This window comes from Paenibacillus sp. MAHUQ-45 (genome assembly GCF_058133325.1).
The window spans coordinates 353,106-376,089 of the sequence record NZ_JBYUPV010000006.1 but is presented as its reverse complement, the minus strand read 5'-3'; the positions used below and the strand labels follow the sequence as shown (position 1 = coordinate 376,089).

The following is a 22,984-nucleotide window of genomic DNA, read 5'->3' as shown; positions in this document are numbered from 1 at the left end:
TGGGGTTGGGGTTGGGGTTGGGGTTGGGGTTGGGGTTGGGGTTGGGGTTGGGGTTGGGGTTGGGGTTGGGGTTGGGGTTGGGGTTGGGGTTGGGGTTGGGGTTTTAGCTTGGCTTGGCTTGGATTTCTTTTCTCCTATCCCTTGCCTATTTCTTGCCCCCTCTCCCCAGCTCAAGAAAGGAGTCGTCAACCACAAACAAAAAATGGCGAGTACAGGAATCTTCCTGAACATCGCCATTTCTATTTGTGCATTATTTTTAAGCAGATGGGGGTCTCATCAAGGAATACGCCTAGTTTCGGGACAATCCCATTAGTTAATCCTATCGCCTGTATGGCTTACACCTGCCAAATATCCGCTAGCAGTTCGCGCAGCTCCAGCATATCGGCGGGCCATGGATCGTTGATCGCAAGCTCTTCCCCGGTCCAAGGATGCCGGAAGGCTAGCAGCTCCCCGTGCAGCGCCTGACGGCCTGCCAGTGAGCCGCCCCCCGACGTCGCGCTATCCCGCTTCCAGGCAGGCCCGCCATACAGATCATCCCCGTACAGCGGATGCCCTGCATGGCTGAGATGGACGCGAATCTGGTGCGTCCGGCCAGTCTCTAACTGAACTCGCAGCAAAGTGCCTCTGTGCAGTTGCTCTCGCCCGGTAATCAGCGTTACTGCAGGCTGGCCACTCGGCGAGACTCTTCTGCGCGCCGCATGATGTCGATCACGCCCGATTGGCGCATCGATCACCTTGAGGCTGGGCGATACCTTGCCTTCAACAATGGCAACATAATGCCGTGAGATAGATTTGTCGCGCATGTTGCTGTCAAGGACGAGCTGGGCGAATTCATTCTTGGCATACAACACAGGACCCGTCGTGTCCTTATCCAATCGATGGACATGACGGACAGCAACACCGCCGCCGGAAGATGCATAATGTCCTGCAACCAGATGGTCCAGCGTAACCTCATTGCTACTGCCGTCAGGATGCACCGCCATATCTGCCGGCTTGTGTACTACCAGACAAAAATCGTCCTCGTAGAGGACGTCAAGAGGCTGCCACACAGCTTCAATCCCGACCTCCCGAAAGGGAAACAGGGCCAGCCGCAGCCGGTCCCCTTTTCTCAGAATACCCTTCTCATGGCGCAGCCGCGTATGCAGCTTCGGGGGCATACCCACCCTAGTCAGTAACCAACTGTCGATGGCTGCTTCCTTATCATCCGCGCTAGTCAGGACCCGACCAGGCATGGCCTCTAGCCACTCCCCGCGCCGCACCCAAGAACCGCCACCCATAATCTCTCCACTCACCGCTGTCACAAAGCCTTCAGGGCATTGTAATGGCACTCGATGGTGTCATCAATATCCTGCTCACTGTGTGCGGCCGACACGAACATGCCCTCAAACTGCGACGGCGGAACGTTGATGCCGCGGTTCAGCATTTCGCCGAAATAACGACGGAATGTGTCGAGGCTGCTAGCTTTGGCTGTGTCGTAATTGACAACCGGACCTTCGGTGAAGAATGGACACACCATGGAGCCCACCCGGTTGATCGTCAGCGGGATGCCGACTTCCTCGGCATTACGTTTTAGCCCTTCTTCCAGACGAGCACCCATTCTCTCCAGATGATCATATACTTCCGGGGTCAACAGCTTCAGCGTGGTAAATCCTGCTGCCATGGCCAGTGGATTACCACTGAGCGTACCAGCTTGATAGATCGGCCCGGATGGGGCCATCTGCTCCATGATCTCTCTTTTGCCACCATAAGCGCCTACTGGAAGACCGCCGCCAATGACTTTGCCAAAACAGGTCAAATCCGGCGTAATGCCGAACAAACCTTGTGCACAGCTACGATTGACCCGGAAGCCCGTCATAACCTCATCAAAGATCAGCAACGCTCCATAGTTAGTTGTCACTTCACGCAGACCTTCCAGGAAGCCAGGCTGAGGCAAAACAACACCCATATTACCCGCAATCGGCTCTACAATGATCGCAGCAATCTCTTCGCCAAACCGTTCAAAAGCCACTTTCACAGATTCCAAATCATTATAAGGAACAGTAATCGTATTCGCTGCTACGCCTTCCGGAACCCCAGGGCTATCCGGCAATCCGAGCGTCGCTACACCGGAACCAGCCTTGATCAACAGACTGTCAGCGTGGCCATGGTACGAGCCTTCGAACTTCAGGATTTTACTGCGTCCAGTATAGCCGCGAGCCAAACGAATCGCACTCATCGTCGCTTCCGTACCAGAGTTGACCATACGCACAATGTCTACAGACGGCACGCGTTCAACTACGATTTTGGCCATTTCCGTCTCCAATAAGGTAGGCGCACCGAAGCTTGTACCTTTGGCTGCCGTCTCTTGCAGAGCTTGTACCACTTCCGGATGGGCATGACCCATAATCAGCGGTCCCCACGAACAAACATAGTCAATAAATGTATTGCCGTCGATATCATAAATACGCGAACCTGCTGCATGATCAACGTAGACCGGCGTCAGTCCTACCGATTTGAATGCCCGCACAGGGCTGTTCACCCCACCGGGGATATACTGCTTCGCTTCATCAAAAGCTTTCCGGGATGCCTCTTCCCGGCGCGCCAATGGCACATTGCCCATTCTGTCTTCACTCCTGTTCATGAATATGGTTTGCACCCGGTATTAGCCGGGTTTGCTTTAGCTTTTCATCCGCATTACACTTCGTAGATTAATTAGTGTTCTTCATCAACGCTCATCATTACAGCCTATCAACCACGCAGCCAGCGAGCAGCATCCTTCGCAAAATAAGTAATGATAATGTCCGCACCCGCACGTTTCATACCGGTTAGCATCTCCATCACTACAGCCTGCTCGTCAATCCAGCCTTGCTGAGCTGCTGCTTTGACCATCGAGTATTCTCCGCTCACATTGTAAGCAACCAGCGGCAGATCGAACTGGTCACGGATCGTGCGAATTACATCCAGATAAGCTAGCGCAGGTTTTACCATCAGCATATCTGCGCCTTCCAGCACATCCGAATCCGCCTCACGAATCGCTTCGCGCAAGTTGGCCGGGTCCATCTGGTAGGTCTTACGGTTGCCAAACTGCGGCGCAGAATCAGCAGCCTCACGGAACGGACCGTAGAACGCCGATGCATATTTGACCGAATAGGACATGATCGGCACATGCTCAAAACCGTTCTCGTCCAGCCCCGCGCGAATCGCCTGCACAAAACCATCCATCATATTGGACGGAGCAATAATGTCAGCACCAGCCTTCGCCTGGGATACCGCCGTACGAGTCAGCAGTTCCAATGAGGCGTCATTCAGCACATCACCATGCACCACACCATTAACAGTATGGGTATGCACCATACCACAGTGTCCATGGTCCGTGAATTCACACAGACAGGTATCAGCAACGACCAATAGCTCAGGGTACCACTGCTTGATCAAGCGAGTAGCCTCCTGCACGATGCCATCATCCGCGAACCCGGATGAACCGATCGCATCTTTGGTTTCAGGAATCCCGAACAGCAGAACCGCCGGAATCCCCAACGCCGCAATCTCATCGACTTCTTCCTTTAAAGTATCTAGAGAAAAATGATACACACCCGGCATAGAGCCAATCTCATTTTTCACACCTGTTCCGTAAGTTACAAAGATCGGCTGTATAAAGTCCAGCACATTCAATACCGTCTCGCGCACCATGCCACGAATCCCGGCGGTTCCACGCAGACGGCGATGCCGCATGATTGGAAAACTCATGTTTATCCCTCCTGAAATAGGTTTGTTGTGTGTTGTGTTGTGTTGTGTTGTGTTGTGTTGTGTTGTGTTGTGTTGTGTTGTGTTGTGTTGTGTTGTGTTGTGTTGTGTTGTGCGTTATACGTTTTGTTGTGTGTTGTTTTGTATTTGGTGCTATAAGTTGTATACCGAGCGCCTTAAAGCAAGGTTTACTCGCTTAGTATGGTTATCCTCAACAAACTAAACAGTTAGATTACCGACAGAATAATCACTGTCATATGCAAAATAGCTAAATCACGGCCAAAACAGCCACCGTCACAGACAGAATAGCTATGTCACACACAAATAAGTAGTGGAATGAAAATAAAGGCAAAAATGCACCTTATTTTTAGCTAAATCATGTATTTTTGGAGATTAAGAGCAAAAATGCACCTTAATTCCCCATATTAGCAGTTCTTGAACGCCATTCTAAGAAATTAAGCGACATTTTTGCCGTTAAATGCTGTATAAGGCTAAGTTCAGTAAAATTAAGGTACAAATTTGCACTTATTTTGCCAAGGTTAATAGAATGTGGTCTCGTCATAGGTTGCGCTGGTGCTCATGAGATCTCCGCTTACTCCTGCAGTTGCCCAAGTCTCATGTGTCTCTGCTTACTCCAGCAGTTGCCCAAGTCTCATGTGTCTCTGCTTACTCCTGCAGTTACCCAAATCTCATGTGTCTCTGCTTACTCCAACGATTACAATGGTTCACATGGTTCTGCTTCTTCAAGTGGGCTACAAAGGTTCTCATCGAGTTCTGCTTCTTCCAACGGCTGCACAGATTCCTCATAAGGCTTTGCTCTCCCGCACTGGCCACACTAACTCCGATGACACTATGCAAAAAACCTCCACCCGCTATCATCGGCGCTCGATCACATCGGAGCCCTTACCACTCACGCCTTGTTCCGAGTCTCTGCATTCCAGCGGCACAGCTCCTGCACCAGCGCTTCCAGTGTTGACTCTTCCGCCAGAAGTCCCGGTGTTAATCCTGCTTCCACTGCGGTTTTTTGAGTTAGTGGACCGATGCAGGCCACCTTAACGTTTGCTAATAAAGGTAGTGGGTCCTGTACCCCCATCCGTTTCAGGATGGTCAGGAAATTACGCACGGTGGACGAACTGGTGAAGGTAACGGCATGGATGCGGCCTTCTTCCAGCAGCTTGAGCAGCTCATCATCGTCCTCGCCGGTTACCACCGTCTCGTACGTGTCGGCTTCCGTCACCTGTAGCCCCAGCTCCTTCAGCTTGTCCGGCAGCCAGTCGCGCGCCAGATCGCCGCGCGGCAAGAGCACCTTCTGGCCCGGCTGCAGCTCCGCGCCGAACTTCTCGACCAGCCCTTCCGCCTGGAACCTCTCCGGAAGGGCTTCGCTCACCAGGCCGCGCTGCGCCAGCGCCCTGGCTGTCGCCGGCCCCACCGCCGCAATCCGCGCGCGGTAGAGCCGCCTGATGTCCGCCCCCAACTCCTCCAGGTGGCGGAAAAAGAACTCCACGCCGTTCACACTCGTGAAGAAGACCCAATCATACGCCTCCAGAGCGCCCAGCGCTTCGGCGATGATCGCCTTCTTCGCTTCGCCCTCCGGCATGATCGTCTCGATCACCGGGAACTCGTACGGCTCCCCGCCGAGTTCCTCAATGCGGTCCACCAGCTCGCTAGCCTGGCTGCGCGAGCGGGTGACCAGGATGCGCTTGCCGAACAGCGGCAGCGCCTCCGCCCACATCAGCTCCTCGCGCTGTAGCACGACATCGCCAACAACAATCACCGCCGGCGGCTGAAAATCCGCCGCTAGCACCTTGGCCTCAATATCGGCCAGCGTGCCGACCAGTGTCTCCTGCTCGGCACGAGTGCCCCAGCGCACGAGGGCCACTGGTGTCTCTGGCGGGCGGCCATGTTTGATCAATTGCCCGCTGATATATCCTATTTTGGCAACACCCATCAGAAAGACGAGCGTGCCTGTAGCATTCGTTACTTTATCCCAATGAATGGAATGATCCAGCTTATCCGGGCTTTCGTGGCCTGTGATAATCGACAGGGAAGAAGCATGGTCCCGGTGCGTCACAGGAATGCCCGCATAGGCCGGAACACTGATCGCTGAGGTAATGCCAGGAATGATCTCATAAGGAATGCCATGCTGACGCAGCAGCGCTGCTTCCTCACCCACCCGGCCAAAAATCGTCGGATCGCCGCCCTTAAGCCGCACCACCGTCTTTCCCTGCAACGCAAGATCAACCAGCAGCTGGTTGATTTCTTCCTGCTTCATCGTGTGGCGGTCAGGCAGCTTGCCTACATAGACCTTGTCCCCGCCAGGCTTCATCTTCTTCAGCAACCTTGGACTGGCCAGCCTGTCATACACCAGCACATCCGCTTTTTGGATACATTCTAGTCCCTTAATCGTGATTAGCTTCGCATCTCCGGGTCCTGCACCTACCAGATAGACCTTCCCCGTCATTTCCCCTCATCCCCTTGCTTCAGCCAGAATCTTCTCCGCTCCCTTAGCAATCAGTCGCTGCGCAACCTCTTTCCCAACCTGCACCGGGTCTGTCCCTGTACAGGTCTCTTTCAGGATCGTTGAACCGTCAGGTGTTCCCACCATCCCTGTCAACGATATCACGGGCTGGCCCGGTTCCGCTGTGCGTTCAACAACATTTTGCTGTTCTTCCCCAAATTCGTTCAGTACGGCAAAAGCGCCGATCGGCACCTGACAGCCGCCGTTCAGCACGCCAAGAAAAGTCCGCTCCGCCGTCACCGTCACAGCGGTGTGGGGATCGTTATACAAGTCCAGAAGCTGCCGCAGCTCGGCATCATCCTCGCGGCACTCAATGCCCAGCGCGCCCTGCCCGACAGCGGGCAGACACTCTTCCGGCGGCAAATATGCGCTTACCCGGTCCTGCCAGCCCATCCGCGCAAGCCCCGCCGCCGCCAGCAGGATCGCGTCAAATTCTCCGCTCTCCAGCTTGCGCAGCCGCGAGTCAATATTCCCGCGAATCGGCTCAATGACCAGATCCGGCCGCAGCGCCGCGAGCTGGCTGGAGCGACGCAGACTGCTCGTCCCGACGCGCGCGCTAGGCGGCAAACCATCCAGGCCTGCGCCATCCCGGGTGATCAGGCAATCACGCGGGTCCTGACGCTGCGGTACAGCACCATTGATCAGGCCTTCCGGAAGCACGGCAGGCATGTCCTTCATACTATGTACCGCCATGTCGATTTCTTTGTCGAGCATAGCCTGTTCAATTTCTTTGACGAAGAGGCCCTTGCCGCCCACCTTGGATAGTGTAACATCGAGAATTTGGTCGCCTTTGGTGACGATTTTCTTCACCTCGAACGTAAATTCCAGTCCATGTTCCCGGCTCAGCCGCTCCAGATCAGCAATAACCTGCCCGGTTTGTGTCAGTGCCAGTGCACTTTGTCTGCTGCCCACAATAATCTTTCGCATTCCTTATTCCTCCCGGTTGTCGGCAATCCAGGTGTCAATGACCTCCGGACTCCACTCTATAAAGGTTCCCTGTCTCATCTGATCCAACACATCAAGCCCTTCCAGTCTGCGCAGGAGATGCCTGCGAACCGATGGAGATGGTTCCCTGCGCTTAATCTCTCCCCGCATGCGGTACAGAAAATCCAGATAGGGCTCGTATTCATCGCCCAGCAATTCCTCCAGCTGTTCCCTGATTCGCGTGACCGCTCCGGGACCTGCTCCTGACGCTGATACGGCAACGGTCAACCGTCCCCGCCGAAGAACAGCAGGCGTAATAAAATTTCCGACCTCCCCATGACTGACCACATTCACGGGAATCCCCTGCATTCGGGCTTCCTGAGCTACATCCCCGTTCACCTGACCATCATTGCTGGCCGCATATACGAGAAAGGCTCCACGGGTATCACCGGGAGCATAATGGCGGTTCAGCCAGATCAAGCGGCCTGTTTCTGCAAAGTGAGTCAATACCGCTGTCAATTCGGGACTGATTACTGTGACCACTGCACCGGATTCCAGCAGACCGAGCACCTTGCGCTCCGCAACAGCTCCGCCACCGATCACAATACAGTGTTGTCCTGAACAATCCAGCATTATCGGTAGATAGAATGGCATGTCAGTTTCACTCCCCGCCCCAGCTGTGGAAATTCGACCAGGAGTTCAGCAGAAAATTGAGAATAATGAATCCATATCCCGAGATCGCCCAGCGAGCCATCAACACTCCGCTATTCTGGCCAGACCGCTTCAATATAAGATAAGCTATGTAAATCCCCAGACCGATTAGTGTGGTCAACACTTTCAAATCCTGAAACAGCATCAGACGCCCTTCCACCACAATGGAGAGTCCTGCCATCACTAGCGAAAAGACCAGCAGCGGCGTTCCGGCTAACACCGAATAATAGGTGTATTTATCAAGCATTTCCAGGCTAGGCAAGCGACGAATCCGGTCACTCCACTTCTTGTTCTTCAAACGGGTATGCAAGAACAAATACATGATCGCAAACACCGTCCCCAGCGTCAGTGCCGCAAAGCTCAAATTGGCCAGAATAATATGCACCGCCAGCCAGCCATGTACCGCACTCCAGCTTTGCAGCGTATGATCCTCGGCCGTCAGCCAGACCCTGTTCAGCAGGAACACACTAAATCCCGCCACGCTGAGCAAAAGAATCGTAAACTCCGATCTCCGTGTCAGCGCCACCCCGAGTGAGGTCAACACAATACTGAACGAGAACCAGAACAAGAAATCATAAGGTGTAAAAATCGGCAGCCCGCCCTCTTCAGCGAAACGAATACCCAGACCCGTAAGCTGAAGCAGGCCGACAACAACAAGAAGCCCTGTGCCCAGCCGTTTTTCGCTCGGACTCCGCCGAAGGCAATCCGAGAAAACAAACAGCAGGCTCAAGGCATACACCAGCAGAGCGGCATCATATATTCCGTTCAACAACATCTGCTCACCTGCCCAGCAGGCCTGCTGGAGCAAGCGTTGTTCCTGGCAGCACTACATTGGCAGCTGTGCCTGTTACTTGTTTACCTTGGGCCTGATTGGTAGGAGCAGAGCCTCCACCCTGTGAGCCTTCATCGAGATGGCCCTGCAGCGCGAAGATTTTGGAGAAATAATCAAGGGCTTCATTTCCCTGCTTGCCCCCGGACATCTCCTTGATTACATTAATCGGATCATGCATCATCTGGTTCACGATGCTCTTCGTCAGACGGCGGATCACCTTGCGCTGATGTTCATCCAGCTCTGGCAGCTTGTTGAACAAGCTCTCCATCGTCTCTTCATGAATCGCATTCGATTTGTCCTGGAGCGCACGGATAACGGGGCGAACGCCCAGCGTCTTGAGCCAGAGCTGAAACTCGTCCATTTCCTCACTGATCATGACCTCGATCTTGGCAGCTTCGCTGCGGCGCATCTCCAGATTGTTCTCGACAATGCCCTCCAGATCGTCGATATCATACAGGAACACACCAGATACATTGGCCGCTTCGGGATCAATATCCCGCGGAACCGCAATATCAATCATGAACAGCGGCCGCGAAGGGCGGCGCTTCATGCCTTCCGCTACCTGCTGGGCCGTAAGCACATAACCTGCTGCCCCAGTAGAGCTGATCACAATATCTACTTCATCGAGATGCTTCAGCGCGTCCTCAATCGTACTCGGCTTGCCGGAGAACTTCTCGGCCAGTTCCGCCGCCCGTGACAGTGTGCGGTTAGCGACAATCACCTCAGCCGCACCGCTGCTATAAAGGTGCTTCACGGTTAGCTCGCTCATTTTGCCTGCGCCAAGAATGAGTACCTTTTTACCAGTGAACATGCCAAAAATACGCTTGCCCAGCTCCACAGCCGCATAACTGACTGACACTGCGCTCTCGCCGATCGAAGTCTCACTATGGGCCCGCTTGCCGAGCGTAACCGCCTGCTTGAACAGCTTATTGAACCACGTTCCCGTAGCCCCTTCCGCCTGTGCAGTCAAAAAAGCGCTCCGCACTTGTCCCAGGATCTGCGTCTCGCCAATCACCATCGAATCCAGACCGCAGGTCACCCGGAACAAATGTGCGATCGCCTGCTCGTCTTCATATATATACATATGCTGCGAAAATTGCTCACTTCTTACCCCGAACCACTGTTCCATGAAGCCACGGATGAAATATCCGCACATATGGAGACGGTCCACGACCACGTATATCTCAGTCCGGTTGCACGTAGCAACCACGACACCCTCCAGAACACTCTTCGTTCCCATTAATTGGTGAAGCGCTTCCGGTAAATCTTGTTCCGCAAAAGCGAACTGCTCCCTCACCTCTACGGGCGCCGTACGATAATTCAGTCCAACGACGACGATGTGCATCGCAAGTTCACCATCCTAATCTCATTTATTGCTGTAATCATTGCTGCATCACGATCACCTATCAGAATGACGACTCTTTCACATCATCCACAAACGCTGTGTTAAGTATATCACACGAAATTACGACTTTTTACTTATTTTTTGAACGGTTTATGAACTCCAGATAATAATTATTATAAATAAAAATCCATTAAAACTCCATGATTAGGATGGGTAATAATCGAAGAAATTATAATATTTTTACAAATTAATCACCATTTTCGGATCACCACTGTCATAAAACATTCATCCGCTACATGCATAAAGTAGAAGTTCGCCGGGCTTCATAGAAAAAGCCCAGCGAATCATCGCCGGGCATACATGTAAGATTAAAATGATAGCACAACCTGTGGACTGATTACTCGGCAGGAGTGTACACGACCTTTTTCTCCACCGTAGTTATTTTTCCATACTTGTTAATAGCCTTGAAGATAAAGATGTTCTCCCCTTCAGACAGCGTCACATCCTGATAAATACTGCCATAGCTGCTGACCAGCTTATCATTGAGATAGACCTTCGGGGAGCTATCATTGGCATCAGTGGCACTGCCGGTAAACGTAAGCCGCTTGCTGCTAGTGGTCTCAGGGATATAATCCAGCTTCAACTCTGGTGCACTCACCTCTAATTTGACCGTCTTGGTGATCACCTCAGAGCTTTTGCCCAGACTGTTAATGGCTTTGAACGTAAATACGTTATCCCCATCCTTGAGAGTCACATCTTTACTGAAAGAACCATAGCTGCTGATCAACTGGTCATTCATATAGATTTTCGGAGAGTAGTCGTTCTTGTCCGTAGCTTTACCCGTAAACGTCAGCGTCGTCGAACCGGTTGTTTCCGGGATAAAATCAATCGTCAGCTCCGGTCCGCCCACTGCAAAAGTGATGGTCTTCGTAATGATCTCAGAGCTCTTGCCCAGGCTGTTAACGGCTTTGAAACGGAATACGTTCTCTCCCTCTTTCAAAGTCACATCTTTGCTAAAGGAACCATAGCTGCTGATCAACTGATCATTCATATAGATCTTCGGAGAGTAGTCGTTCTTATCAGTAGCCTTACCGGAGAAAGTAATGGTCTTGGTACTGCTTGTTTCCGGTACAAGATCCAGCGTCAATTCTGGCCCGCCTACCGCGAAAATAATTTTCTTGGTGACTACAGCCGAGCTTTTGCCCAGACGGTTGGTCGCTTTAAAGGTGAATACATTCTCACCTTCTTTAAGCGTAACATCCTTGCTGAACGTACCGTAGCTGCTGATCAATTGGTCATTCATGTAGATCTTCGGAGAGCTGTCATTCTTATCCGTCGCTTTACCGCTAAGCGTAATGGTGGATTTATTCACCGTTTCAGGAGTGGTATCGAGTACCAGTTCCGGTCCACCCAGCGAGAGCGTGATTTGCTTTTCAACTACCGCGGTTTTGCCGTTCTTATTAGTTGCAACAATGACCAGCTTGTTGACCCCTTCTTTAAGCGTAACATCCGCATTCCAGCTTCCGCCGTAGGACACATATACATCCTTGTCATTAATCGTTACCACCGGGTACTTATCACTGCTGTCTGTGACTTTACCTGTAATATTCACCGTTGGCTGATTGGCCGTATCTGGAGCCTGCACCGTCAGTTTGGGACCTGTTGTTTCAAAAGATACTTGCTTCGTGACTGTCTTGGAGCGTCCGTTCGGCAGAACGGCCTTGATGACAAAGTCGTAGACCTTCTCCCCTGCATCCAAACTGTAGGCTTCGGCAAAAGAACCGTTGTTGTTCTCCACTTCTTCATCATTAATATATACCTTGGCGTCCGCATTGACTTTTCCCGTAATCTTGAGTGTCGCGTCGGACACTTTAGCAGGCACCTGCACATCCAGTTGTACATCTTTGCTCGCATTGGTGTAGGAGGACTTCAACACCCGATACAGCAGCGTTGCCACAGAGGCTCTGTTGATCGGAGCGTTCGGCTTGAAGCTTCCATCCGGGAAGCCTTGAATCAACTTCTTGTCCACCGCCACAGCTACCTCTTGAGCAAGCTGCGGAGAAATATCGCTATAGTCATCGAACTTCCAGCGCAGTGCGTTGTCCGCATCTACACCTTCAGTAGCCAGTCCCATGGCCCGAACCAGCGCTACCGCCACATCTTCACGGGTAGCCTTCGCTTGCGGATCAAAGAACGGCTTGCCCTTCATCGGGAAGTAGCCTGTCAGATAGTCCTTGGAGGACTCCACATATTTATAAGCCCAGGAAGAGGGGGATACATCAGAGAACGTCGGCTCCTCAGCTTCCACCAAATCCAGACCAAACGTCAACGTAATCAGCTTCGCCAGCTGCTCACGCGTAATCGGCGCTTCAGGCTTAAACGTACCATCCGGATTCCCCGTAATAATTCCCTGACTAGCCATACTCTCAATGGCTTCATTCGCCCAGTATGTAGTCTTCACATCAATAAAAACATATGAACTGCTCTGCTGCACAACCGTCGCTGCATTAGCAACCCCGCCAAACAACAGACTAAGCAGCATCAGCCAGACTGCCGCATAACGAATACTTTTCCCCTTCACTAACCATCGCCTCCACAATGTTCATACATAGTTCTGCCCCTCTCATTATCTATCATCTATCAAGAGCAGAGAAGGATTTCCAAGGAATTATTATACAGCAACTGGGTCATATGTAATAGGTGTAAGGACACAAAAGACCTGATCTCGGAGATATTTCACCGAAACCAGGCCTTGATCTGATTAAGCACATCCTTCGCTTCTGGACCGTTATATCCAAAGGCATTCCCGATCATCTTCACATATTCATTAAATGTCGTCTCCCGACTGTAGCGATCTCCCCACCAGCGCCAAGCGTGGTAGCCAGAATCGGAGCCTATATACGTAAGCTCAATCCCCGATTTTCTGTACACACGATCAAAGATGAACAGAGCACGTACCCTATACCAAAAGCATCAGCACAAGATATATCCAATATATTCCACAATATATGTACAGGATTAAAATGTGCCTACAATTATTCCAAATGTCATGAATTTAAATAGATAACTCCCTTTATTAAGCAGTAACACTCTCGTCATAACAAAGCGTATACGCACTTATCTAACTCGTTACGATCCACTAAAAAATAAGAAAATATTCTTTTGAACTGGCCGTTTTGAAAAGTTCTGGGCACCGAATCATTCACTCATTATTCGTTCCGACGTAATTCTTGGGAGGAGTTAGCTTTTTTTCAAAATATCACGTGAGATTTTGTTTATACTTATCTGCACGAATGAGAGCGATCTCCATTTTCGTAAAGTGACTAAAAAAATCTTCCCTGCTATCTAAGATACCCTATCTCGTCATCGCAGATCTCATGAATAGTAGGTTGGGCCCGTCCTATACTTAACATATTCTTCTCCAGCTTTGGTTATTTTCTCCGAAATTGAACCGGCCGTCACCTTTTCAAGTATCGCAATTCTCCTCGAAACAACACTTTGCCTAGATGAAATTCTCAAAATTATTGATAGATCAATGAGGATTAGTATTCATTCTCTTTCACTATTTACAAGAACTCAACTTAGTCCCTACTAAACAAATCTCTGGTGTACACCTTTTCTTCAACATCTTTTATGTCATCAGATAATCTGTTCGCCACGATAACATCAGAAATCTTCTTAAATTCTTTAATGTCATTTATTACTCTTGAATGATAAAATTCTCCCGAATCAAGAGTTGGTTCATACACCACAACTTCTATACCCTTCGTTTGAATACGCTTCATAACCCCTTGAATAGAAGACTGTCTGAAATTATCTGAATCCATTTTCATAGTTAGTCTATAAATCCCTACAACCTTAGGATTTCTTTTTATAATCATATCTGAAATATGATCTTTTCTTGTACCATTTGCAGCAACAATTGCTGCCATAATATTTTGAGGCACATCCGCATAATTAGCCAATAATTGCTTGGTATCTTTAGGTAAACAGTATCCTCCATAACCAAAGGATGGATTATTATAATGATCGCCAATTCTAGGATCAAGACTTACCCCATTTATTATTTGCATAGTATTAAGTCCTCTAACTTCTGCGTATGTATCAAGTTCGTTAAAAAAGGCAACTCTTAGGGCGAGATATGTATTTGCAAATAACTTAATAGCCTCCGCTTCTGTCGATTCTGTAAACAGTATAGGAATATCTTTCTTTAAAGCTCCCTGAGATAAAAGATTAGCAAACCAACTTGCTCTCTCTGACTGTTCCCCTACAACTATTCTAGTTGGATACAAATTATCATATAGAGCCTTTCCTTCTCTTAAAAACTCTGGTGAAAAAATAATGTTTTCTGTGCTAAACATCTCTCTCACTCTATTTGTATAACCAACCGGTACTGTTGATTTAATAACCATTATAGCATCTGGATTTATGGAAAGTACGTTTGCAATTACATTCTCAACAGTTCTAGTGTCGAAATAGTTCTTTTCTGAATCATAGTTAGTTGGCGTAGAGATAATAACATATTCTGCATTCTTAAATGCCTCATTAATATCTGTTGTTGCAGTCAAATTCAATTCCTTTGTTGCTAAGAATTCTTCAATTTCTCTATCGATTATAGGAGATTTTCTATTATTAATCATACGTATCTTTTCTTCATTAGTATCAAGTGCAATTACTTCATTATTTTGAGCTAATAACACTGCATTAGAAAGCCCTACATATCCTATCCCTGCAATTGTAATTCTCAACTATTAACCCCCCAATTCGCTCTTATATATTACAATTTTAATTCTTTGTCTAAGTAATTCTACTTACTTTTTACTATTGCTCATATAATAAAGCTCAAGATCTTTTGCCACTGAATACGCACTATATCCATGCCGTTCAACTAATTCTATGCTCTCATTGGAAAAACGAACATCTTTATAGTTTACTATTGTATCGATCCATATTTCTTTATTAGAATTTATGTCGAGTCTACTAACATAATCCGAAATGCATACAATTCCCGGAAAACCTGTGGATAATACTGTGGGGGTCCCAACAGCCTGTGATTCAATAGCAGTAGTCCCGAACCCTTCATAATAAGAAGTCCCAACAAAGACATCGAATGCCATGTAATAATTCCAAACGTCTCTTTGTTCCCCTAATAAAAATACTTTGTCTTGGAGTCTATAATCTTTTATTTTTTTTTCAATTTCACTTCTCATGCTACCTTCTCCAATTAATAGCAATACCGCATCATCATGTTTATGTTGCAATTCATTAAATATATCAAGCAAAAACATCAAATTCTTTTGAGGAGATAATCTTCCAATTGCTCCTATTACAAATTTATTCTCAACTTTGAGTATCGATCGTATGTTATTTCTTTGGTTAGCTGAAAAATGAAATTTATCTATTTGTATTCCGTTTTTTACAACTTTGACCAAATCTGCTTTTCTTTCTCCAATCCCCCATACACCAGCCTCATATGAACAGGCAAAATAATCTGTTGCAAATAAAGGGGTTACGGACTTTAATACTTTCTTTATTAGTAGATTTTTTTCATTTGGAAGATAATCTGTTGTTCTAGAATGTAAGATTCTACATTTAATACCAGCTCTTTTAGCTGCATACAAAACAAAAATCCCTGTACTTAGATCATGAACATGGATTATATCAAATTTATTATCTTTAAAAAATCGGCTCAATTTCTTTACGTATTCTATAATGTTATTTATGTTCATTGGAGGTAAATTGTAATATTCCCCTCCCATCTGCCGAAATTCAGTCAAACTATTACTATCGTCAATCTGATTTAGCTTTAAGAGAGAGAATTTTATTTTCGTCCTATCTATATTTCTATACCAATCTAATAATCTAGACTCAATACCACCTGAATTAAATCCCGGAGCATAGTGAAGTACTCTAATCATTTCACTTTCATTTTCCCCCATAACAGTTAACACCTCTCTGATCTTTTATTTAAAATTCAAGGATTTATTTATTTAATATAACCATGATTTTCGCTTTGCCTGGAAATTTAATATAATTTATTATTGAACTAAATTCTTTCCTTGCGCTAGGTATAAGGTATATTACAACAAGATAAAATGTCAGACTTAAAATAATAGAAAAAATAGACCATGTAAGACCAGAATTTACAACCTTCAAGAGTAAAGCTAGCCCTACCATACAAGTAACTCCTAGAATTGAATTCTTTGCATTCTTAAGGAATGTGAGGGGATGAATACGAAATACAAAATTCATAATGCATAAATGTACTAGTATTTGTAGTATTTTAATAAATGAAGTAGCATAGGCTAGAGCTAGAAAACCTGCTTTAGAGCTTATAATTAACGTGGGAACTAAAAAAAGTAGATACATTAATTGTGCCCATATGGAGATCATCGGCCTTCCTTTCGCCCTGTAAAACTCGCTACCGAACTGCGCAAACACTAATGTTACACCACTCATTAATCCATATATCCCAACAAACGGGACAGCTTCAATCCATTGATTACCCAACAAAATACTAGTAACCAATTCTTTATATAGAAATATGCCTGCTCCCATTGGTAAAATCAAAAAAGATACACCCTTAATAAAATTAAGATAAAATCTTTTGAATTCTATATCATCATTTTGAAGTCTAGAAAGGGATGAAAATAGAACCGATGTTGTTGCAATTGTAACAATGGCTAAAACACCATTTACTGTCACCATTGTTGTTTTATATAGTCCTAGATAATATATAGATAATGTACTACCAACAATGAATGTTCCTATATATGATGTCAACCAACCAAGCATAGCTTCAATTAGAGATCCTATACTGAAGCTAAGCATTTCTTTTAATACTTTAAAATCATAATAAAAAGTTGGCTTCCAAGTCGATTTTACAGTTAGTATTAGGGCATTAACTAAATTCCCACTAATTGTTCCAATAATTAAAGACCAATAACTAAAGCCCAATAGTGCTAATGGTATCGTGATTATCAGTGGAACACACACTCCGAATATTCGGACATAAAACAACGTTTTAAAATCTAAGTAGCGACGATATACAGCAATTTGAATGCTAGAAAATGAAGTTAAAGGTAATGAGATTCCTGCAACCACAATGACTATGCCTAAACCAGGGTTACCAACCCATTCAGCTATTCTTTGAGAAAATACTCCAATTAACATCCACATCAAAAAAGAAATCCCTAGGTTAGTCCAAAATGCAACAACTACGCTCTGGAGCAATTTTTTTTCAGAAGCAAATTCATATTGTATTATATATTTTTGAAATCCGGAGTCACTAAACATGTCAGCAAAACTAATAATCATTGTAACAGTTGCAATAACACCGAATGCTTCTGGTGATAGTATCCTTGCAATTACTAGACTTGTTATAAACACTATAAGTTTCGCAATAATTTCCGCCAAAGATGACCACTTGACTGCTGAAATTACCTTGTTATTGAAATTATCCAATTATTTACACCAATCACCTTTCTTATATATTTTGTTACATTTCTAAAAATTATTTTTAAATTTCGAAGTTTAAATTATTGATCACACTCCACACAGTCAAACCGTTAGGAAAAAATCATTTAATGCGACAGAATTCACCTCTGTTGGAATAGCTCACCACTCATTACAGACTAATTTATACATTCAAAAAACATTATCCCTTCTCCTACAGTATGTCCACCTTAGTCTAGTAGAGTACCATTAGTTTTTTCCTGATTTTTGAAATAAGACATTCTGATTAATTCTACAGTTAGCACCGATTTTAGAGTTTGAATGTAACACACTAAACGATTATGTATAAACCAGAATTATAAATCTACATTAGGTGTATATATGAAACCAAGAAAGTAAAATCATCAATCTAAGGTAACATATTGTCACCTCTGTTTTTTCCTTTATTTAATATTTTAATTAGCCCTTTGAACAAGCATTTCAGACTCTATCAATTGATTCCACCTCTCTTCTATTCTTCTGCGAACTAATCATAGCCATTACAATAACAACTGAAAAAAACCTTGAACTAACAATATCGGGAATCAACATTGATCCACACAAAATTATATATATTACCCAACGAATATTATTAAATTTATTTATATCCTTTTTGAACAAGATAATTAAATTAGCGATCAATAATAAAGTTCCTATTATTCCGCTTTGAGCCAAATACTGAAGAAAAAAATTATGAGGAGCTCCAGCACCCGTCGCTGAGTATAAATTGTTCAATCCAAACCCTGCTCCCATGAAAAAATTTTCAGAAAAAGCAGCTAAGGCATCCTGATAATTGCCAATCCTTCCTGAGCCATCGAAAAGAGCCTGTCCACCTCTGCTGATCATTATATAGTTATATATATATGGAAGACTAAAGACTATAATTAATACAAAAGACAGTGCTTTAACATTACCTTTTATAATTTTTTTAGTAATATAGATAGAAGCTAAAATTAAAAAAACATAGAGGCCTGTACGAGAGTTCACGATCAATATTGTATAAACAAATAATATCTCCATTATAATTAATTGATAAAACTTAATCTTTTTCTCTTCAAAATATAAAACTAAGACTAACATAGCCCCAGTTGCAATGTATAATGTAGTAAAACTGAAATCATTCATCAAACCAGCATAAGTAATTCTACCAAAACCATAAATCGTATAATGGCCTATTTTTTCTCCTGTATTTAGAATATATAACTGTTGCATCAGAACTTGCAGAGATAATCCAACAACACTCATAATATACAAGAAATTGATTTCATTCATAAATGTACTATTATAGCTTTTCTTCAATTGTTCACCAATGGAAAATGAGAAAAGAAATAAGCATATCGTTAGAATCTGTTTAAGCGCATCTGGAACGCTTTCCACTTTAAATAATGTAATACTGCAGAATGTTGCAAAAAATATGAGTAACAGGAAGTATATTTTATTCAGCTTCCCTTTAAAAGCAACAGTTAAAAATAAGATTATTGATATTAATGTAAACCAACTTAATGGAAAATCACCATAGCTTGTTCCAATTATTGAAACGAATGATGTAGGTATAAAAACTATCATCATATAGAAGAGCGCTTGAAACACATTAGTTTTTGTAAAAAACAAGAAAAAAAGATACCCAGCAATTATGGCACTAAAAATTCCTACTATAGAGTTATTTAGTAATTCATAAAAAATCATAGAAACATCATATAATATGCAGATAAAAGAAATCTTCCATTTATTTATATTGACCGCTTTAGATCCATTAAAAGTCATTATCTATCCCTCCTCTCTTTTTTATCTTTACTCCAGATATATATTATTCAATGTTGTACGATACGATGAAATATTTTCTAGAATCATCGCACGTGAAAGTGCATTATTACTTTTAAACTCCCTATAGGTATTATCAGTTAGTAGCTCATATATCTCATCGCAAAACTCAAGATTACTGCTACAGTGCATACCACACTCATTATTAACGATTTCTTTTAATCCACCCACATAGGTACATACAACCGGGCGTCCCAAAATCATAGCCTCCACTGCAACTAAACCAAAACCCTCCCAATCAGAAGTCATACAAAGTAGTTTAGAATTACATAAAATAGGATAAGGATTTTCCATAAAACCTAATAAAGTTATTGTATTGACTAGATTCAATTCCACTATCAACTCTTCACATTCTTGACGTAGTTCTCCATCTCCAATCATCGCAACTTTTATGTGAGGTAATCTCTCACACAACTCTTTCACTATTTTAATAAATCTTATTGGATTTTTCTGAGTAACTAGTCTTCCTAGAAATACAAAATCATAATTTTCTTTCTTTGAAATTGGTTCTAAAGCCTTTTTTTTGATTTCATCCATATTTATTGGATTTCCTATCATTACTGTCTTTTTTTTAATTTTTTTATTAAAAACATATTCGTCCAATATAGCATCTGATACAGTTAAGATTTTTTTATATTTAGAGTACGATGCTAAGAATCCCCATGATTTTAAACCATATGTTTTTATCCACGGCGGATTATTATGTAGATGGCTTATTATTGGGCAACTAACCGTAATTGAACTCAAAATACTTGCAGTAAAATCATGTGCATGTATCACATCCGGTTTAAATTCCTTAACTACCCGCCTAATTTCTGAAATTGAGATTGAATTCATTGGTAGAAAATTAATATTGCGTCTTTTTAGTACATTTCTAATAGATCCATCTTGACTAGAATAGGCCATTTCTATCTCAGTATCACGAAACATTTGAATTATTTCACAAACTACATTCTCAGCACCAGAGAATTTATCGCTTTGAAGCAAATGTAATACCCTAAGTCGCTTTTTCATTTAATCACCCAAAATATCTATATATATTTTTTGAATCATTGCTTTTACATGTTCAATATCGAATTGTTTTATCGTTTCTAAATTCGAAACAGCCATTCGATTTCTTAATCCTGTATCATTAACTAGACTATTAATACATTTACTAATTCCTTCAATATCATCAGGGGCTCTAAGATACCCACCTTTCATCTCCTCTATAAGATCAACATTTCCTCGGATTCTTGAGGCTATACATGGCAGACCGCTTGCCATTGCCTCCATCATTGATCGCGGTAACCCTTCTTGGAATGTTGTAAATAAAAATATGTCAGCAATCTGAAGCAACTCTTTTACATCCTTACGAAATCCTAAAAAATGAATTTGCTGTTCTACATTTAATTTTTTGCAAAGATTCTTCAAATTCTCTAATTCAGGTCCTACACCACATATTAAGAAATGGATATTATTATTATTAGATTTTGCAACTGCCTTAATAGAAGACTCATAATTTTTACGTTTTATCAAATCACCCATAGAGATCAATACAGTATCACTATCTTTTAAATCCAAAGATTGTCTTAGCATATCTTTGTCTATTCGGATATCTTTATATGCTTTTGTATCAATTCCAACTCCAGGTAAGTAATATACCTTTTTCTTATTACGAAGCTTGAATTTTTGAGCTGCTTCATAATCCTCTCTATTCATAGTAATAATTGCATCTGTATAACGAGCCATAATTTGCTCTGCCCATTTGAAGACAGTACGATTTATTAATGGTGCACCTTTATAAAAGTGAAAGCCATGGGCTGTATATATAACCTTTTTAATCTTGGCATGTTTTCCACACAATCTACCTATCACACCTCCAATAGGTGTATTACAATGGATAACCTCGAATTCTCCACTTTTCAGTAATTTCATCAAATTGCTATAAGCAATAAAGTTACTTTTAAAATCGAGTAGGCTCCTATAAGTATGCGAATCATATAAATGAATATCCAGTTCACATGTTAAATTTTCCGGTTTTGATCTATTAACTCCAAAATAAACATCATAGCCTAAATTCAAAGCAGCTTCTAAGCAAGGTCTACTTACATTAGTTAATTCAATTTTATCCCTACTATTTTGTTCTTCCGAAGATGGTTTTGGACTATTAGATAAAAACACATATTTTTTCATCTTTATTCCCCGCTTGATTCTATTATTATACTTCCTCGTGTAGTTAGGACTTTACTGATCAACTTTTGTGGCAATTTTAAAGGCACTCTGTAAAGACTAAATCCATTGTGAAATTAGTCTTTTTATTGTAGTATATGGATTTATTTGAGGGATATAATACCTGAGCTTTAACTCTTCCAAAATTGTATAAGCAGGAAAAAGGATTGAATTAAGGTTAACTAGTTCTAGCTAGATTACTGTTTTAACATTAATTATTTGCAATGCTTTTTCACATACTTTGAATGCTTCATGAGCAGTGCTTGATTGTGCAATCACAAATCCGACTCTATCGATACTGCTATTGATTGCACTTATTTCATCACCAATACCTTTTGTGAAATGCACATACTGAATACCCTCAAACTTTTTGGCTTCTTCTATACCCTCAATACTATTAATAATACCAACCTGTGTATCAAGGTACCTGATAGCAGCCCCCTTATAGAATTTCTGCTGCATATCTGGTTTATCTCCGAGTGCAATTTTGATACTACACTCAACCATGTCCACCCCAGTAGATAATGGAATGAGATGGGTAGTGATGTTATCTCCACCAAGTCTTGCCCCAAGCTCTACAATCTTCGGCCCCTCTTCTGTAACTATAATTTCAACATGGGCCGGTCCCTCTTCTATTCCAATTGCTTTAACAGCCAATAACGCCACTTCAGCAATTTCCTCCTTGATCTTACCAATGTGATTTGTTGGTTGAGAATGTCCCATTTCAACAAAATACGGGGCTCCTGTTGTGACTTTATCAGTAATTGAAATTACATGTACTTTGCCATCAACACTTAGTGTCTCTACACTTACCTCCGCACCACACATATATTCTTCAACTATAATCTCACCACTTCTTGAATATTGCATGCTATACTCGAAAGCAGCTTCTACTATACTTTTGTCTCTGATATCGTCTATTAAAAATACCCCTCTACTACCTGAGTTATCAACAGGTTTCACAATACATCTGCCATTAAATTCTTTAAGTATGCTGAGGAATTCTGCTTTAGATGAAACTCTGAAAAATAAAGGTATCGGAACATTCTGTTGTTTCAATGCTTCTCTCATAAAAGCTTTATTTGTTGCCTTTAGAGCAGTTTCTTTAGTAACTCCAACTAGCCCCAGTTCCTCTGAAACAGCAGCAACCGTTTGCATTGGCATATCGCTTGCTAAAGTCATCACTCCATCAATATGATGTTTTTTGGCTATCTCAATTACATTTGAAACATCATTTGTACTGATCACTTCGCAAACATCCGAATGTTTGAATCCTGCTGCATTCTTATCCATATCAACTGCGATTACAAGTAGCCCCATATCTTTAGCTTTCAGGATAGCAGGAAGTTGTAATATACTTGCACCTAATATCATTATTTTCCTTTGTTTTGTCATATAACTTATC

Annotated in this window: 18 protein-coding genes; 1 reads left to right on the top strand and 17 read right to left on the bottom strand. The window is 43.6% G+C overall.

Going from position 1 to position 22,984, the window contains the following annotated elements:
* On the top strand, positions 1-313 hold a 313-nt coding region (locus AC3Y23_RS16000; RefSeq protein ID WP_379200584.1), incomplete at its 5' end, for a hypothetical protein.
* Positions 314-335: 22 nt separating this feature from the next.
* On the opposite strand, the gene AC3Y23_RS15995 is transcribed toward AC3Y23_RS16000, so the two are convergent.
* The 17 genes from AC3Y23_RS15995 to AC3Y23_RS15915 form a co-directional block, all read right to left on the bottom strand.
* Complete coding sequence (locus AC3Y23_RS15995) at positions 336-1,277, bottom strand: RluA family pseudouridine synthase (protein ID WP_379200623.1); 942 nt, start codon at positions 1,275-1,277, stop codon at positions 336-338.
* Positions 1,278-1,297: 20 nt separating this feature from the next.
* Complete coding sequence (gene hemL, locus AC3Y23_RS15990; RefSeq protein ID WP_379200582.1) at positions 1,298-2,599, bottom strand: glutamate-1-semialdehyde 2,1-aminomutase; 1,302 nt, start codon at positions 2,597-2,599, stop codon at positions 1,298-1,300.
* A gap of 128 nt (positions 2,600-2,727) precedes the next feature.
* Positions 2,728-3,726 (bottom strand): porphobilinogen synthase, encoded by a 999-nt coding sequence (gene hemB / locus AC3Y23_RS15985; RefSeq protein WP_379200580.1) that lies wholly within the window; start codon positions 3,724-3,726, stop codon positions 2,728-2,730.
* A 907-nt stretch (positions 3,727-4,633) separates the two neighbouring features.
* Entirely contained in the window at positions 4,634-6,184 is a 1,551-nt protein-coding gene (cobA, locus tag AC3Y23_RS15980; protein ID WP_379200578.1) for a uroporphyrinogen-III C-methyltransferase, read from the bottom strand.
* 6 nt (positions 6,185-6,190) lie between these two features.
* Positions 6,191-7,168: a hydroxymethylbilane synthase gene (hemC, locus tag AC3Y23_RS15975; RefSeq protein ID WP_379200576.1), complete on the bottom strand. Its 978-nt coding sequence runs from the start codon at positions 7,166-7,168 to the stop codon at positions 6,191-6,193.
* A 3-nt stretch (positions 7,169-7,171) separates the two neighbouring features.
* Positions 7,172-7,819 carry a precorrin-2 dehydrogenase/sirohydrochlorin ferrochelatase family protein gene (locus AC3Y23_RS15970; RefSeq protein WP_379200574.1) on the bottom strand — a complete coding sequence of 216 codons (648 nt, stop codon included), beginning with the start codon at positions 7,817-7,819 and terminating at the stop codon, positions 7,172-7,174.
* Between the two features lie 7 nt (positions 7,820-7,826).
* Positions 7,827-8,651, bottom strand: a complete 825-nt coding sequence (gene ccsA / locus AC3Y23_RS15965) for a cytochrome c biogenesis protein CcsA (protein WP_379200572.1) — start codon at positions 8,649-8,651, stop codon at positions 7,827-7,829.
* A 4-nt stretch (positions 8,652-8,655) separates the two neighbouring features.
* Positions 8,656-10,053, bottom strand: coding sequence for a glutamyl-tRNA reductase (gene hemA, locus AC3Y23_RS15960; protein ID WP_379200570.1), 1,398 nt, complete (start codon positions 10,051-10,053; stop codon positions 8,656-8,658).
* Between the two features lie 397 nt (positions 10,054-10,450).
* Complete coding sequence (locus AC3Y23_RS15955; protein ID WP_379200568.1) at positions 10,451-12,634, bottom strand: S-layer homology domain-containing protein; 2,184 nt, start codon at positions 12,632-12,634, stop codon at positions 10,451-10,453.
* Between the two features lie 155 nt (positions 12,635-12,789).
* Positions 12,790-12,984, bottom strand: coding sequence for a hypothetical protein (locus AC3Y23_RS15950; RefSeq protein ID WP_379200566.1), 195 nt, complete (start codon positions 12,982-12,984; stop codon positions 12,790-12,792).
* Positions 12,985-13,634: 650 nt separating this feature from the next.
* Positions 13,635-14,801, bottom strand: a complete 1,167-nt coding sequence (locus tag AC3Y23_RS15945; protein WP_379200564.1) for a nucleotide sugar dehydrogenase — start codon at positions 14,799-14,801, stop codon at positions 13,635-13,637.
* Positions 14,802-14,864: 63 nt separating this feature from the next.
* Entirely contained in the window at positions 14,865-15,992 is a 1,128-nt protein-coding gene (locus AC3Y23_RS15940) for a glycosyltransferase (protein ID WP_379200561.1), read from the bottom strand.
* Between the two features lie 43 nt (positions 15,993-16,035).
* Complete coding sequence (locus AC3Y23_RS15935) at positions 16,036-17,517, bottom strand: lipopolysaccharide biosynthesis protein (RefSeq protein ID WP_379200559.1); 1,482 nt, start codon at positions 17,515-17,517, stop codon at positions 16,036-16,038.
* A 471-nt stretch (positions 17,518-17,988) separates the two neighbouring features.
* On the bottom strand, positions 17,989-19,311 hold the full coding sequence (locus AC3Y23_RS15930; RefSeq protein WP_379200557.1) for an O-antigen ligase family protein: 1,323 nt from the start codon (positions 19,309-19,311) through the stop codon (positions 17,989-17,991).
* A 27-nt stretch (positions 19,312-19,338) separates the two neighbouring features.
* The gene (locus AC3Y23_RS15925; RefSeq protein WP_379200555.1) at positions 19,339-20,382 is read right to left on the bottom strand and encodes a glycosyltransferase; all 1,044 of its coding nucleotides are present in this window, start codon (positions 20,380-20,382) and stop codon (positions 19,339-19,341) included.
* On the bottom strand, positions 20,383-21,543 hold the full coding sequence (locus AC3Y23_RS15920) for a glycosyltransferase family 4 protein (RefSeq protein ID WP_379200553.1): 1,161 nt from the start codon (positions 21,541-21,543) through the stop codon (positions 20,383-20,385).
* A gap of 228 nt (positions 21,544-21,771) precedes the next feature.
* Complete coding sequence (locus AC3Y23_RS15915; RefSeq protein ID WP_379200551.1) at positions 21,772-22,974, bottom strand: ATP-grasp domain-containing protein; 1,203 nt, start codon at positions 22,972-22,974, stop codon at positions 21,772-21,774.
* Between the last annotated feature and the right edge of the window lie 10 nt (positions 22,975-22,984).